15 protein-coding genes and 1 tRNA gene are annotated in these 14,225 nt (G+C 68.9%); 7 read left to right on the top strand and 9 right to left on the bottom strand.

All coding sequences use genetic code 11. From position 1 onward, the window contains the following. Positions 1–103: 103 nt before the first annotated feature. From rsrA to QM721_RS14570, 3 genes are all read right to left on the bottom strand, one after another. Positions 104–364 carry a mycothiol system anti-sigma-R factor gene (gene rsrA / locus QM721_RS14580; RefSeq protein WP_415123253.1) on the bottom strand — a complete coding sequence of 87 codons (261 nt, stop codon included), beginning with the start codon at positions 362–364 and terminating at the stop codon, positions 104–106. Continuing rightward, positions 351–1,004, bottom strand: coding sequence for a sigma-70 family RNA polymerase sigma factor (locus tag QM721_RS14575; RefSeq protein WP_415123451.1), 654 nt, complete (start codon positions 1,002–1,004; stop codon positions 351–353). The genes rsrA and QM721_RS14575 overlap by 14 nt, the downstream gene beginning before the upstream one ends. Positions 1,005–1,301: 297 nt before the next feature. Beyond that, positions 1,302–2,021, bottom strand: a complete 720-nt coding sequence (locus QM721_RS14570) for an SOS response-associated peptidase (protein WP_415123251.1) — start codon at positions 2,019–2,021, stop codon at positions 1,302–1,304. A gap of 60 nt (positions 2,022–2,081) precedes the next feature. On the opposite strand from QM721_RS14570, the gene QM721_RS14565 reads away from it, so the two are divergent. Genes QM721_RS14565 through QM721_RS14550 form a run of 4 tightly spaced genes read left to right on the top strand, consistent with a single transcriptional unit; the run spans position 2,082 to position 5,778 of the window. Continuing rightward, positions 2,082–2,687 (top strand): DoxX family protein, encoded by a 606-nt coding sequence (locus QM721_RS14565; protein WP_415123250.1) that lies wholly within the window; start codon positions 2,082–2,084, stop codon positions 2,685–2,687. Then, positions 2,684–3,946, top strand: a complete 1,263-nt coding sequence (gene aroA / locus QM721_RS14560) for a 3-phosphoshikimate 1-carboxyvinyltransferase (protein ID WP_415123248.1) — start codon at positions 2,684–2,686, stop codon at positions 3,944–3,946. The genes QM721_RS14565 and aroA overlap by 4 nt, the downstream gene beginning before the upstream one ends. Further along, positions 3,943–4,950 (top strand): ribosome small subunit-dependent GTPase A, encoded by a 1,008-nt coding sequence (gene rsgA / locus QM721_RS14555; RefSeq protein WP_415123246.1) that lies wholly within the window; start codon positions 3,943–3,945, stop codon positions 4,948–4,950. The genes aroA and rsgA overlap by 4 nt, the downstream gene beginning before the upstream one ends. Before the next feature lie 39 nt (positions 4,951–4,989). Beyond that, positions 4,990–5,778 (top strand): inositol monophosphatase family protein, encoded by a 789-nt coding sequence (locus QM721_RS14550; RefSeq protein WP_415123244.1) that lies wholly within the window; start codon positions 4,990–4,992, stop codon positions 5,776–5,778. 262 nt (positions 5,779–6,040) lie between these two features. Here the strand turns inward: QM721_RS14550 and QM721_RS14545 are convergent, their stop codons facing one another. The 5 genes from QM721_RS14545 to QM721_RS14525 are packed head-to-tail and all read right to left on the bottom strand — an operon-like array spanning position 6,041 to position 10,962. Beyond that, positions 6,041–6,823, bottom strand: a complete 783-nt coding sequence (locus tag QM721_RS14545) for an ATP-binding cassette domain-containing protein (RefSeq protein ID WP_415123242.1) — start codon at positions 6,821–6,823, stop codon at positions 6,041–6,043. Further along, complete coding sequence (locus tag QM721_RS14540) at positions 6,820–7,656, bottom strand: ABC transporter ATP-binding protein (protein ID WP_415123240.1); 837 nt, start codon at positions 7,654–7,656, stop codon at positions 6,820–6,822. The genes QM721_RS14545 and QM721_RS14540 overlap by 4 nt, the downstream gene beginning before the upstream one ends. Continuing rightward, positions 7,653–8,465 (bottom strand): ABC transporter permease, encoded by an 813-nt coding sequence (locus QM721_RS14535; protein WP_415123238.1) that lies wholly within the window; start codon positions 8,463–8,465, stop codon positions 7,653–7,655. The genes QM721_RS14540 and QM721_RS14535 overlap by 4 nt, the downstream gene beginning before the upstream one ends. After that, complete coding sequence (locus QM721_RS14530) at positions 8,462–9,421, bottom strand: ABC transporter permease (RefSeq protein ID WP_415123236.1); 960 nt, start codon at positions 9,419–9,421, stop codon at positions 8,462–8,464. The genes QM721_RS14535 and QM721_RS14530 overlap by 4 nt, the downstream gene beginning before the upstream one ends. Before the next feature lie 14 nt (positions 9,422–9,435). Continuing rightward, on the bottom strand, positions 9,436–10,962 hold the full coding sequence (locus QM721_RS14525; RefSeq protein WP_415123234.1) for an ABC transporter substrate-binding protein: 1,527 nt from the start codon (positions 10,960–10,962) through the stop codon (positions 9,436–9,438). Between the two features lie 134 nt (positions 10,963–11,096). Here QM721_RS14525 and QM721_RS14520 point away from each other — a divergent pair. Then, positions 11,097–11,170, top strand: a tRNA-Met gene (locus tag QM721_RS14520). Between the two features lie 533 nt (positions 11,171–11,703). On the opposite strand, the gene QM721_RS14515 is transcribed toward QM721_RS14520, so the two are convergent. Further along, positions 11,704–12,675 (bottom strand): hypothetical protein, encoded by a 972-nt coding sequence (locus QM721_RS14515; RefSeq protein ID WP_415123232.1) that lies wholly within the window; start codon positions 12,673–12,675, stop codon positions 11,704–11,706. Between the two features lie 43 nt (positions 12,676–12,718). On the opposite strand from QM721_RS14515, the gene QM721_RS14510 reads away from it, so the two are divergent. Then, complete coding sequence (locus tag QM721_RS14510) at positions 12,719–12,892, top strand: hypothetical protein (protein ID WP_415123230.1); 174 nt, start codon at positions 12,719–12,721, stop codon at positions 12,890–12,892. Between the two features lie 43 nt (positions 12,893–12,935). Continuing rightward, positions 12,936–14,207: a M16 family metallopeptidase gene (locus QM721_RS14505; RefSeq protein WP_415123228.1), complete on the top strand. Its 1,272-nt coding sequence runs from the start codon at positions 12,936–12,938 to the stop codon at positions 14,205–14,207. The last annotated feature ends 18 nt before the right edge of the window (positions 14,208–14,225 follow it).

The raw sequence follows: 14,225 nt of genomic DNA, 5'->3' as shown, positions 1-14,225 counted from the left end.
CCGCCGCTCACCCGCGGAATCTGTCAAAAACCCCAGCACCTAGTGCCGGGGTTTCGTCGTCGCTACTTCGCGGAAGGTCCTGCGGCGTTGCTGGTGATTTGCCTCAGCCGACCGGCGGCTGGCGCACGACCACCGTCAGCGCTGTGACCTGGGTGACCCGCACCCGCAGCCCGTCCGGCGCCCGCGACCCGGCGCAGCACCGCTTCACCAGCGAACGGACGTGCTCCTCCACGCCGTATGCGTCCAGGCAGGGCTCGCAGGCCTGCAGGTGAGCACGGATCGCGTCGGCGTCGGCCTCGTCGAGCTCGTTGTCGAGAAACTGGTAGAGGCGCTGCAGAGCCAGCGTGCACTCATGACTGGTCATGGTCACCGCCCCGGCGCCGCAACCCGTGCTCGCGGGCGTAATTAGAAAGCGCGGCCCGCAGTTGGTTGCGGCCGCGGTTGAGCCGTGACATCACGGTACCGATCGGGGTGCCCATGATCTCGGCGATCTCTTTGTAGGCGAAGCCCTCCACGTCGGCCAGGTAGACCGCCAGCCGAAAATCGGGCGACAGCGCGTTCATGGCCTCGGTCACCGCCGAATCGGGCATCCGGTCGAGGGCGTCCATCTCAGCGGTGCGCAGGCCGTCCGAAGCGTGGGCCTCGGCGCGGGCCAACTGCCAGTCTTCGATCTGGTCGCCGCCCGAGGTCTGCGGCTGGCGCTGCTTCTTGCGGTAGGTGTTGATGAAGCTGTTGGTGAGAATGCGGTAGAGCCAGGCCTTGAGGTTCGTGCCCGGGGTGAACTGGTGGAACGACGCGAACGCCTTCACGTAGGTGTCTTGCACCAGGTCTTCGGCATCGGCCGGGTTGCGGGTCATTCGCAGCGCGGCACCGTAGAGCTGATCGAGGTAGACCAGTGCGTCACGCTCGAACCGGGCGGCCCGCTCGACCTCGGTTTCGGTGGCTGGATCGACGACGGGCTGCTCTTCGGCAGCGAGCGCCTCGCCGGCGGCAGGAATGGTCATCAGATATGAGCCTAGCCGGTCGGCCACCGCGGACGGCGGATGCTCCAGTACCGAGCCCCTGGCGTGGATGCTGCTCACATCGCTGACAACGCCGGCCGGCTCGGCGAGTATTCCCTGGCCGAGGGCCATCGGCCCCCGGGAACGGCGACGCCAGCTCGGATTGGTCCAGATGCGACGACGGGCTCGGCATTCGGTGGGTTAGCCCGAAAACCGGGCTCGGCACTGAACCATTGGGAACCGTCCCCTGAACCACTGGGAACCGTCCCCTGAACCACTGGGAACCGTCCCCTGAACGGGTCAGGACTGGGGAAGCGGCTCGACCAGCTCGGGGCCGTCGTTTCCGACCCTGCTGACCAGTCGTGAAACTGCGTACGCCTCAAGATCGGCGCCCGGAGCCTCCAGCAACTCCAGCGCTCCCTGGGTGAGCGTCGGGTCGAGCCAGGCGTTCCACCGGTCGGGACGGACGGTCATCGGCATTCGGTCGTGAATGTGACCCACCGCGTCTGCGGCCGCGGTGGTGATGATCGTGCAACTGGTCAGCCACTGGCCCTGCGGGCTCTTCCAGAACTCGTACAGCCCAGCCATCGCGAGCAGGCCACCGTCGGTGCGGTGAATGTAGAACGGCTGCTTGGGCGGACGGCGGCCGGCCGGCCCGGCGGCGGCCACCGCCGAGGTGTACCACTCGTAGTAGCCGTCGGCGGGGAGCAGGCAGCGCCGGGTTGCCAGCGCTCGGCGAAAGGCCGGTTTCTCGGCGACGGTCTCGACCCGGGCGTTGATCATCCGGGCCGCGCCCGTCGCGTCCCTCGACCATGAGGGCACCAGCCCCCAGCGCAGTGCTACCAGCTTGCGGACGACCCGCTCGGGTTCGTCCTTTCGCGCCCGTTCGATCACTGCAACGACCGGATCAGTGGGGGCGATGTTGTAGCGGGCGGGGGGCAGCGGACCGTCCACTTCGTCGACCAGGAACACCTCTTCGAGCAACTCGGCATCGGCCGAGGCCGCATAGCGACCGCACATGGCAGTGAGACTAACCACAAATGGCTTGGCCAAAGCCGACGCAGGCGCTAGACATAGGGCATGAGTCTGTTGCGTTTCGCCGCCCGCACCATGCTGGCCAGCTTCTTCGTGATGAGCGGGGTGAAAACCCTGCGCGATCCGGCGTCACTGGTGCCGGCCACCGAGCCGATCGCCAAGACGTTCCTACCGTTGGCCGAGAAGACGCTACCGCCGCAGGCCGCTGCCTACCTGCCCGAGGACGCCAAGGGTCTGGTCAAGCTGACCGCGCTTGCCCAGATCGTCGGCGGCGTCAGCCTGGCCACCGGCATCGGACGCCGGACGGGCGCCGCCGTGCTGGCGGTCTCGATGTTGCCTCAGCTCATCGCCAGCGCCCCGTTCGGACCCTCCGGCGACCGCGAGGGGTCGGGCGACTTTCTGCGCGACGTCGCGTTGACCGGCGGCGTGCTGCTGGCCTCCGGCGACACCGAGGGCCAGCCCAACCTGGCCTATCGCGCCAAGACCCGGGCCGAGGCGTTGAGCCGCGAGGCCGAGCACACCAAGGCGGCAGTGGCGCGCGAGGCCGCACGCACCAAGAAGTCGCTCCAGCGCGAGGGCAAGAAGGCCGCCCGCCAGGCCAAGAAGTTTGCCTCCAAGGCGACCAAGACCGTAGAAGGCGCACTGACGTGACGTGGCCGACGGCGCCCGCCTGTGCCGGGCCGCTGTCGGCCACCATCGTGGTGCCGGGTTCGAAATCGGCGACGGCACGCGGGTATGTGCTGGCCGCACTCGCCGACGCACCCAGCACCCTGACTGGCGTGCTGGACGCCCGCGACACCCGGCTGATGCGAGCCGCACTCACCGCGCTCGGGGTCGGCTTCGCCGATCTCTCCGACGGTGCGCTGCGGGTCACACCCCCGGCGCGGTTCAGGGCCGCCGAGATTCAGGTCGGCCTGGCCGGCACCATCATGCGGTTCGTTCCGCCGATCGCGGCGTTGGCGGAGGGCCGCAGCCGGTTCGACGGCGATGCCGAGGCGCGACTGCGTCCGGTCGCTCCCTTGCTGGACGGGCTGCGGCAGGCCGGCGTGCGTATCGACCACCCCGAGTCGCTGCCGTTCACGGTGCACGGGGCAGGTCGGGTCTCGGGTGGGGCGGTGAGCATCGACGCCACCGGATCGAGCCAATTCGTCTCGGGGCTGCTGTTGGCCGGAGCGCGGTTCGAGGCCGGCCTCGACCTGCGGCACGGGGGCGGTTCCCTGCCGTCCCGCCCGCACATCGGGCTGACCGTCGCCATGCTGCGCGACCGGGGCGTCGAGATCACCGAAGCAGGAGCCGACCGCTGGGTGGTGGCACCCGGCCCGATCGCGGCCAGCGATGAGTCGATCGAGCCCGACCTGATCAACGCCGCGACCTTTCTGGCCGCGCCGCTGGTGTTGGGCGGCAGCGTTACCACGGCGTGGCCCGCGCACACCGTGCAGGCCGCTGACGCCATTCTCGAGGTGCTGCAGGCCTTGGGCGGCGAAGTCGTCCTGGAGCCCGGCCAGGTGACTGTCACCGGCACCGGAGCAGTCCGGGCCGCCGATTTGAACCTGGCCCTGACCAGCGAACTCACCTGCGTGGCAGCGGCCTTGCTGGCGCTGGCCGACGGGCCGGGCCGGATTCGCGGCGTGGCCCATGTCCGCGGCCACGAGACCGACCGGCTGGCGGCCTTGGAAACCGAGTTGAACGGGCTGGGTGGCCGGGTCGTCCAGACGGCGGACGGGCTGAGCGTCACCCCGGTGGCGTTGCGTGGCGGCGTCTTTCACACCTACGCCGACCACCGCATGGCACACGCCGGGGCCTTGCTGGGGCTCGCCGTGCCGGGCGTTGCACTCGACGACGTGGGCTGCACCACCAAGACCTTGCCCGACTTTCCCGGTCTGTGGCAGCGGCTGCTGGGCCAGCGGTGACGCGCCGGCTGCGCGGGGCCGTCACCGACGACGATCACGAGGGCTTCGGACGTCCGGGGCGGCGTTCGCGCCCCCGCACCAAGGACCGTCCGGACTATTCGGCGGCCGCTCAGGCGATCGTGGTGACCATCGACCGCGGCCGCTACCGCTGCCTGCTGGGCGAGCTGCACCTGACCGCCACCAAGGCGCGGGCGCTGGGCCGCAAGGGAGTCATCGTCGGTGACCGGGTGCGGGTGGTGGGCGACCTGAGCGGCGAGGAGGGCAGCCTGGCCCGCATCGTCGAGGTGCTGCCCCGGCGCACCGTTCTGCGCCGCACCGCCGACGACACCGACCCGTTCGAGCGGCCCATCGTGGCGAACGCCGACCAGTTGGTGATCGTGACGGCGCTGGCCGACCCGCCGCCGCGGATGGGCATGATCGACCGCATTCTGGTGGCCGGCTACGACGCGGGCCTTGACCCGGTGCTGTGCCTGACCAAGCAAGACCTGGCCCCGGCCGACGATCTGATCGCCGCGTATGCGCCGCTGGAGATTCCGGTCGTGGCGGTGCGCCCCGGTGCCGATCTGGGGCCTTTGCACGCCTTGCTGACCGACCGCACCAGTGTGCTGATCGGCCATTCTGGGGTGGGCAAGTCCACCCTGGTGAACGCGCTGATCCCCGGCGTCGACCGGGCCACCGGCGAGGTCAACGAGGTCACCGGACGCGGGCGGCACACGTCGACCTCGGCCGTGGCACTGGAGCTGCCCGAGCATGCCGGCTGGGTGATCGATACCCCCGGCGTCCGGTCGTTCGGGCTCAGCCACGTGACACCGCAGTCGATCGTGGCAGCGTTTCCCGATCTGGCCGAGCTGACCGCCGACTGCTCACGGGGCTGCACCCACGAGACCGGATCTGCCGAGTGCGGGCTCGACACCGCCGTCGCGGACGGACGGCTGGCGCCCGCGCGGCTGGAGTCGTTCCGGCGCATGGAGGGGGCGTGGCGCGACCGGCCGTCCAGTGCCTGATGCCGGGCGGCGGCAGGTCGAGCCGATAGGTTGAGCATCATGCCCGACCAGAGCTATCTCGACGATCTCAGGCTCGCCCACATGATGGCCGACAACGCCGACTCGCTGACCATGAGCCGGTTCAAAGCCCTCGATCTGTCGGTCGACGCCAAACCCGACCTCACCCCGGTCAGCGACGCCGACGTGGCGGTGGAGGACGCAATCAGGCGGACGCTGAAGACCGCCCGTCCGCGCGATGCGGTGCACGGCGAAGAACGCGAAGACACCGGATGGGGGCCGCGGCGCTGGGTGATCGACCCGATCGACGGCACCAAGAACTATGTTCGCGGGGTGCCGGTGTGGGCCACCCTGATCGCGCTGATGGTCGAGGGCCAGGTGGTGGTCGGGGTGGTGTCGGCGCCGGCGCTCGGACGGCGTTGGTGGGCCAGCGCGGGTGGCGGAGCGTTCAGCGGCAAGACGTTGTTGCAGGGCAGCCGCTGCCACGTGTCGGGTGTGGGCGAGGTGAGCGATGCTTCGTTGTCGTTCAGCTCGTTGCACGGCTGGGTCGAGAGCGGCCGCGGGCAGCAGTTCGTCGACCTGATGCGTGAGTGCTGGCGCACCCGGGCCTACGGCGACTTCTGGAGCTACATGCTGGTCGCCGAGGGTGCGGTCGACATCGCCTCCGAGCCCGAGCTGGCACTGCACGACATGGCGGCCCTCGATGTGATCGTCCGTGAGGCCGGCGGCAGGTTCACCAACCTGGACGGCACCCCCGGCGTCGCCGGCCCGGGTGCGATCGCGACCAACGGCCTGCTGCACGACGCCGTGGTCGAGCAACTCGCGGATTGATCCAGCGACGGTTCCGCGCGGGAAGCGCTGATCAACACAACCACTGGTTGAGCGCGGTGGGACCCTTGCCCCAGCGGCATCCCAGGTCTCGACAAGCTCGACCCCCCCCCCCGATTCAAATGGTTCAGGGGACGGTTCCCCGATAGTTCAGGGGACGGTTCCCCGATAGTTCAGGGGACGGTTCCCCGATAGTTCAGGGGACGGTTGAACCAAAGGAACCGTCCCCTGAACCATCGAGAACCGTCCCCTGAACCAACCTGAGTCAGATGCGGATGCGCGGTACTGCCGCCCACAGGGCCCGGGTGTAGTCGGCCTGGGGGTTGCTGAACACCTGGTCGGCACTGCCGCGTTCTTCGATGCGGCCGGCGCGCATCACCACCACCTGATCGCACAGGTGGCGCACCACGGACAGGTCGTGGCTGACGAAGATCAGCGTCAGCCCACGGGCTGCCACCAGATCGCCGAGCAGATTCAGCACCTGCGCCCGCACGCTCACGTCGAGCGCCGACACCGGCTCGTCGGCGATCAGCACGGCGGGGTCGGGTGCCAACGCCCGGGCGATCGCGATGCGCTGTCGCTGGCCGCCCGAAAACTCGTGCGGGTAGCGTTCCGCGGCATCGGACGGCAGGTCGACCGCCCGCAGCACCTCGCGCAGCCGTTCCCGCGGATCGACCTCGACAAGCGCTCCCCGCACGTGCTTCGAGCGCAATGGCTCGGTGACGATCGAGCCGACCGTCATGCGCGGGTTGAGCGACGAGCGCGGGTCTTGGAACACCAGTTGCACGGACGCTCGCAGAAACCCAAGGTCGCGCTCGCGCAACGCAGTGATCTCACGCCCGTCAAACGCAATGCTGCCCACGGTCGGACGATCGAGTGCCGCCATCAGCCTGATCAACGTCGACTTGCCCGACCCGGACTCGCCGACGATGCCGAGACGCTGGCCACGCTCCACCACCAGGCTGACCCCGTCGAGCGCTCGCACGCGCCCACCCCGTCCGAAGTGTCGCACCAGCCCGCTCACCTGGTATAGCGGCGCGGAACTCATCGCACCCCCTCCCGCGGGTAGAAGTCCTCGACGGTCGGCAGCCGCTCCCCCGGCTGCACCTGGTCGATGCGGGCCGTCGCCACCAGGCCGCGGGTGTAGGGGTGCTCCGGCGCGCTGAACAGCGTCGCCACCGGACCGGCCTCGACGATGCGTCCGTTCAGCATCACCAACACATCGGTGCAGACCTGCGACACCACGGCCAGGTCGTGGCTGATGAACAAGCACGCGGCACCCTCGACGCTCAACACCTCGTCGAGCAAGCGCAGCACCCGTGCCTGCACCGTGACGTCGAGCGCGGTGGTCGGCTCGTCGCAGATCACCAGGTCGGGCGAGTTGATCAGCGCCATGGCGAGCAGGCAGCGCTGCCGCTGCCCGCCCGACAACTGATGCGGAAAGCTGTCGGCCACCCGCTCAGCGTCCGCCAGCCCGACCCGGCCCAACATCTCGATCACCCTGACACGCGCCGAGCCGCTTCGTTCGGAAGCGTGCAGCAGCAGCACCTCGGCCACCTGCCGACCGACCTTCATGGTGGGGTCGAGCGCGGTCATCGGCTCTTGAAAGACCATCGACACCAGATCGCCGCGCAGCCGGGCATGGGCCCGGTCGGGCAGCCCGACCAGTTCGCGTCCGTTCAATCGGATCGAACCGGTCACCCGTGCGGTCTCGGGCAGCAGACCCATCAGGGCCAGGGCGGTGACGGTCTTGCCCGAGCCCGACTCGCCGATGATGCCCAGGCGCTGACCGGCAGTCAGCTCGAACGACACCGCATCGACCGCGACGGCGCGGCGACGACCGAAGCCCACGCTCAACTCGCTGACCTGTAGCAGAGTCATGTCACCTCCCGCAGCCGGGGGTCGAGCAGGTCGCGCAAACCGTCGCCGAGCAGGTTGAACCCGAGCACCGCGATGGCGATCGCCAGCCCGGGCCACACCGCCTGCAGCGGCGCGTTGAACATCACCGACTGGGCGTCGCGCAGCATCTTGCCCCAGGTTGGCACGATCGCCGCCGTGGACAGCCCCAGGTAGCTGAGCGCCGCCTCGGCCAGAATCGCCATGGCGAAGGTGACCGATGCCTGCACGCCGATCAACGGCGCGATGTTGGGCAGCACGTGCCGCAGCGACACCCCGGGCCAGCGAGTTCCGGACGCCCGGGCGGCCAGCACGAAGTCGGTGCTGATCACCTGCTTGGTGCCGGCCCTGGTGACCCGGGCGAAGCTCGGAATGGTGGCCAGCCCGATCGCCGTCATGGCCGTCACCGGCGAGGCCCCGAACCGGGCGGCGAGCAGAATGGCGAGCAGCAGCGCCGGAAAGGCGTAGGCGATGTCGGTAACCCGCATCACCACCTCGTCGACCCAGCCACCCACCTGACCGGCCACCATGCCCAGTGGCACCCCGATCAGGGCGGCGATCGACACCGACACCACGCCCACCACGATGGTGGTCTGGGCACCCACCAGAATACGGCTGAACACGTCGATGCCCATGCCGTCGGTACCCAGCCAGTGTTCGGCACTGGGCCCCTGAAGCCGCTGCCCGGCCACCACCAGGGTCGGGTCGTGGGGCGTCCAGACCAGTGACAGCAGAGCCATCAGCACCACCAGCGCGACCAGTCCGCCGCCCAACCAGAGACCGAGCCGCCTCATCGGTCAGCCCCCGTCCGCAGTCGCGGGTCGATCCATGCGTATGACAGGTCGACCAGGAAGTTGATCAGTAGCACCGAGGCGGCCAGGAACATCACCACGCCCTGCACAATCATCAGATCGCGTTGCGATACCGCATCGAGCAGGGCCGATCCCAGGCCCGGCAGCGCAAACACCGACTCGATCACGATCGCACCCACCAGCACCGACGCGAGCTGCAGGCCAACAACCGTCACCAACGACAGCGCGGCGTTGCGCAGCCCGTGCCGCCACAGCGCCGGGAACGGACGCCAGCCCACAGCTCGGGCGGTGCGGTAGTAGTCCTCGCTGAGCACCTCGATGAACGCCGAGCGCACGTAGCGCACCAGCACGGACGCCTGGACGATCGCCAGCGAGGTCACCGGTAGCACCAAGTGAGCGGCCCAACCGCCGACGCTGGTGCTGATCGGCACGTAACCGTTGGCGGGCAGCCAGCGCAGGCCGACCGCGAACACCAGCACCAGCGCAATAGCTGCCCAGAACACCGGGACGGCCATGCCCAGTTGCGCGGCGCCCGAGGCGACGAAACCGACCCACGAGCGGCGCTTCATCGCCGCCAGCATGCCCACCGGCACGGCGATCAGCACCGACAGCAACAGGGCGAACAGGACCAGCCACAGGGTGACCGCGATGCGCGGCACCATCAGTTGCAGCACGCTCTGCCCGGTGAACAACGATGTGCCGAAGTCGCCGTGCAGCATGCCGGACACCCATTCGAGGTAGCGCGTCAACGGTGGACGGTCGAGGCCAAGTTCTACGCCCAGGGCGGTGATCTGTTCAGGAGTCGCACCCTCACCCAGAATGATCGCGGCCACCTCGCCGGGCAGTGCCGAGCACACAGCGAACACCAGCATCGACGCGCCAACCAGGCTGATTGCGAAGATGCCCAGGCGCCGGCCCAGAAAGGCGAGGATCCGCACGAGGTGCCAGGGTGCTAGCGGGTGGCGATCGTGGTCAGGTCGAAGCTGAGCGTGGCGGCGTTCTGCGGCACGCCACTGATCGTCGACTTGGTGATCACCAGGTTGGGCAGATCGAACAACCAGACCGCGGCGGCATCCTCGGCCAGCGTGCGCACTGCCTTACGCATCAGCGGCACCAGGTCGGCCGACGCCGCCTCGTCCGCCTGTTCGAACTCTTTGTTGTACTCGGCGTTGTCGTAGTGAAAGTAATAGTCGGGGTCGGTGAACCGGCGCAGGTCGCGGGCTTCGACGTGCGCCACGATCGACATGTCGTAGTTGCCCCCGTTGTGCACGTCTTTGAGCCAGGTGGCGAAGTCGAGTTCTTCGACCGTCACCTTGATGCCCACCTGGCGCAGCGCGCTCTCGACGAACTGGGCACTCTTAGTGGCGTAGGCGATGGTCGGCACCCGCAGCTTGAGGCTCAGATCGGTGGCCTTCGCCTCGGCCAGCAGCTTCTTGGCGCCGGCCGGGTCATAGGCGTTGATCGAGGTGAGGTCTTCGTACCACGGGTCGGTGGGCACCGCCATCGAACCGATCAGGGTGCCCTTGCCGTTCCACACCGTGTCGAGCAACGCCTGCTTGTCGATCGCCATCGAAATCGCCTTGCGCACCTTCACGTCCTTCAGGCTGTCGCGGGCATTGTTCAGGGCCAGCACCACCTCGCCGGTGGTGGTGCCCTGGATGACAGTGAACCGGCTGGTGTCGGCGAACTGATCGATGGCGTCCGGGGCCTGCAGGTTGCTGATCACGTCGATGTCGCCGGCGAGCATGGCGGTGTTCATGGCATTGGGGTCGGCGAAATAGCGAAATGTCACGGTGTCGAGCCGCGGTGCCGTGCCCCAGTAGCCGCCGTTGGCTGCCAAGACGACGCTTTGGCCCTTGTTCCAGGCGCGCAGCACGAACGGACCCGAGCCGGCCGGAGTGGTGTCGAGAGTGGCCAGTCCGTCCGGGTCGTAGATGATGCCCGCGGTGGAACTGATGTCGTAGAGCCACAGGTTGGACGGATGCGTCAGCGTCACCTTGACCGTGTGGTCGTCCACCACGTCGGTGGCCTTGACCACGGCCATCTGCTCGACCAGGGGCGCCGCGATGCCGGCCTCGGTCTTGATCCGGTTAAAGCTGGTGGCCACCGCCTGGGCGGTGACCGGCTTGCCGCTGGCGAACTTCGCCGCCGGGTTGAGCTTGAAGGTGTAGACGGTGCGATCGGTGCTGATGTCCCAAGTCTGGGCGAGCAGCGGCTTGAGGTTGCCCTCGGCGTCCATCTTCACCAGTGTCTCGTAGACGTTGTAGAGCAGCACCTGCGGAATGGATGCGGCCGGCGACGCGCTCGGGTTCATGGTGGGCGGCTCGAGGGCGGCCCCGACCACCAGCGTGTGGGCCTGCTGCGTGGGTAGCGTGGGCGCTTGGCCGGCGCAGCCGACCAGAAGAGAAACGGTGAACAACAGGGCCGCCCAGCGCCAGCCGCGGCGCCTTGCAACGGACGCGGACGTGCTGCAGACCATCTGTCCTCCTCGTGGCGTGCCCCCGGGGGCAGCGGATCGCGCGACGAGTCTAGCCGAGCAGTGCGCCCGGCCAGGGCAGGGTATGTCGGGCGATTTGGGCCAACCGCCGCCGTCCCGTATAGTTGAACGAGCGACGCGGGGTGGAGCAGTTCGGTAGCTCGCTGGGCTCATAACCCAGAGGTCACAGGTTCAAATCCTGTCCCCGCTACGAAGACGGCAGGTCAGCAAGAGAAGTCGGTGCACCCACTGGGTGGACCGACTTCTTCATTTTCGCAACGGTGCGCACACGCCGGCGCCTGGTTCGGCTTCGCACTGCATCACCACGGGCGTTGGCCTCGCGCCATTCGCGTCGGACGTGAGCATTGGTGGCCCTGTGCCCGGCGACAACAATCGAGCAGCGCATTGCCGCCCGACGTGCCTGCTTCGGCGGCCCCTTGCGCGCGGGTCACGCAAGCCGCGCGGACCACCGGCCTGAATCAACGACCGCGCCAGCGACGTCCTTGATCTGCCTCTGCTCCGTCATCTCTACGTCGAAACCCCTTGTCTCGATGGCCGACCCGAGGTCTCGACAAGCTGGACCGGCGAAAATCAACACTTCCTCAAGAAGCGCTGGGCCTGGCACACGACCGTTGACGGGCCCCAAACCCTCAACCATGAAGCGGGCCGCCGGGCGCGTCACGACAAGAAGGGGCGTCGATCTGTACGCTAGGCACTTGAGTGCGCTGGGGGGTGGATGAACGGTCAGCTCGGTCTGCGGTTACGCGTGTCCGTTTGGGGCGCCGCGGCGATACTGGGTGCTGCCCTGATCGCCGCCGCACCGGCATTCGCGCACACCAATCCATCTCCTTGTCGCGGCGACCATGCAGGCTGCGAAAGCACCCCTTCGCGGACGGCAACGCCCAGCCACACGCCGCGGGCCGATCCGTCGAAGACCCCAACGCCACCTCTCAAGGCATCCCCCAGCGGCCGTCCGACGCCCACCGGAACGTATTCGCCGTCGCACACCGCGCAGCCGACGGCCACACCGACCCGATCGGGCCGCCCTACCGATGAGCCGACGGTTGTCGAGCCGACCGAATCGACCACAGCGGTGCCAACACCCACCACGACGCCGACAAGAGGCCCTGAGCCCACCGAGCGGCCTTCGCACCAGCCGACCCGGCAGCCCACCTCCCGGCCGTCGGAGGCACCAACCTGGCAGCCCGCCCCGACGCTGACGGGCCTGCCGACGCCCTCGCTCACCGACGGGCCCACAGCCACGCCCAGCATCACCGAGGAACCCACCGCCCTGCCCTCGACAACCCCGACCGTCGATGTGCCACCCATCATCTGGTGGCCGACGAACGCGCCCACCGCGCCGACACCCAGCGCGAGTCCGACTCGCACCCCGACACCCAGCGCGAGTCCGACACCCACACCGACACCGACCCGCACCACGGCACGTCCGACTCCGACGCCCACCCGCACCACGGCACGTCCGACACCGACCCCCACCCGCACCACGGCACGTCCGACACCAACTCCCACCCGCACCACGGCACGTCCGACACCAACTCCCACCCGCACCACGGCACGTCCGACACCCACCGTCACGCGCACCATCACGCCGACCCCGACGCGTACGTCGAGCGTGCGGGCGTCAACCACCGCGACTGCCACGGCCTCGTCGGCCGCACCGTCCAGCACTGCACTGTCACCGTCGCCGTCCAGCACCCCGTCGACCTACCTGCCTCAAGGCACCCCGACCGATTCGCCGTTGCCCGTCCCACAGCAACCCGGCGGCGGCGGGCCCGGCTCGTGGCCCTCGACGATCACCGACTCGTTGTCGCTGCAGCGCGGCCTGGCCGCCATGCTGCCGATGATGGCCGGTGCCGTCGTCGTCATGGGACTCAGCCTGCTGGTCCGGCCGCCGCGCCGGCACATCGGCTGATATCTGTCAGCTCCAGTAACGCGGGTGTGGTTCGATGACCCACATGGCCACGGTCGTCCGCTACTCACTGCATCAGGCCACACTCGACAACGGCCTTCGGGTGATCGTCAACCCCGATGTCACCGTGCCGGTGGTGGCCCTCAACCTCTGGTATGACGTCGGCTCGCGCGACGAACGCCCCGGCCGCACCGGGCTCGCCCACCTGTTCGAACACCTGATGTTCGAGGGCTCGGCACAGGTCGGCCCCGGGGAGCACCTGGCGGCCATTCAGTCGGTGGGCGGATCGGCCAATGCCACCACCTGGTTCGACCGCACCAACTACTTCGAGACCGTTCCCACCGGCGCCCTCGACCTCGCCCTGTGGCTCGAAGCCGAGCGGCTCGCCAGCCTCGACGTCACGCAACACAACCTCGACAACCAGCGCGACGTGGTGATGGAAGAGAAGCGCCAACGCTACGACAACGTGCCCTACGGCGACGTCCTGATCCACCTGGTGCAACTCACCTTTCCGGCCGATCACCCCTATGGTCATGCCACCATCGGGTCGATGGACGATCTCGCCGCAGCCACCCTCGACGACGCGCGGGCGTTCTTTGCCACTCACTACGCCCCGAACAACGCCGTGCTCACCCTGGTCGGCGACGTGCACCCCGACGACGCACTCGAACGGGTACGCCGGGCGTTCGAAAGGCTCCCCCGAGCCGGCACACCAACCCGTGCCGAGACCCTCCCGCTTCCGCCGCTGGCCGCGGTCCCGCGACGGACGGTGTCGGCGGCCGTGCCGTCGGATGCGACCTACCTGACCTGGCGACTGCCCACCCGCGACACCCCGGCCTTCGATGCCGTCGAGGTTGCCCTGTCGGTGCTGGGCGACGGGCAGACCTCGAGGCTGCATCGCCGGCTGGTACGCGCCGATCGGATCGCTGAAGGAGCGGGTGCGTCGGCCACCGGGCTGATCGGTGGCACCAGCATCGGCTTCGCCCACGCCCGCGCGTTGCCGGAGGTAGGTGCTGAGCGGCTGGAGGAGGCAATCGTGGCCGAACTCGCCCGGTTCATCGCCGACGGGCCGACCACCGCCGAGGTCGACCGGGTGAAGGCCCAGTACGAGCGAATGTGGCTGGGCGAACTGGCCCGGTTCGACAGCCGGGCCGACCTGTTCAGTTGTTACGCCACGCTGCACGGCGATCCCGACGCGGTGAACCGGCGCCTCGACGAGGTGCGTGCGCTCACCGTCGGGCAGGTCGCCGAGGCCGCGGCCGCCTGGCTGGCGCCCGACCAGCGAGCCGTGCTCACCTATCGAAAGGCGCCGGCATGAACCGCCCGGTGATCGCTC

Source organism: Micropruina sp., assembly GCF_047602085.1.
GTDB lineage: Bacteria > Actinomycetota > Actinomycetes > Propionibacteriales > Propionibacteriaceae > Micropruina.
The sequence above is the reverse complement of the archived record's forward strand: the minus strand, read 5'-3'. Positions and strand labels throughout refer to the sequence as shown.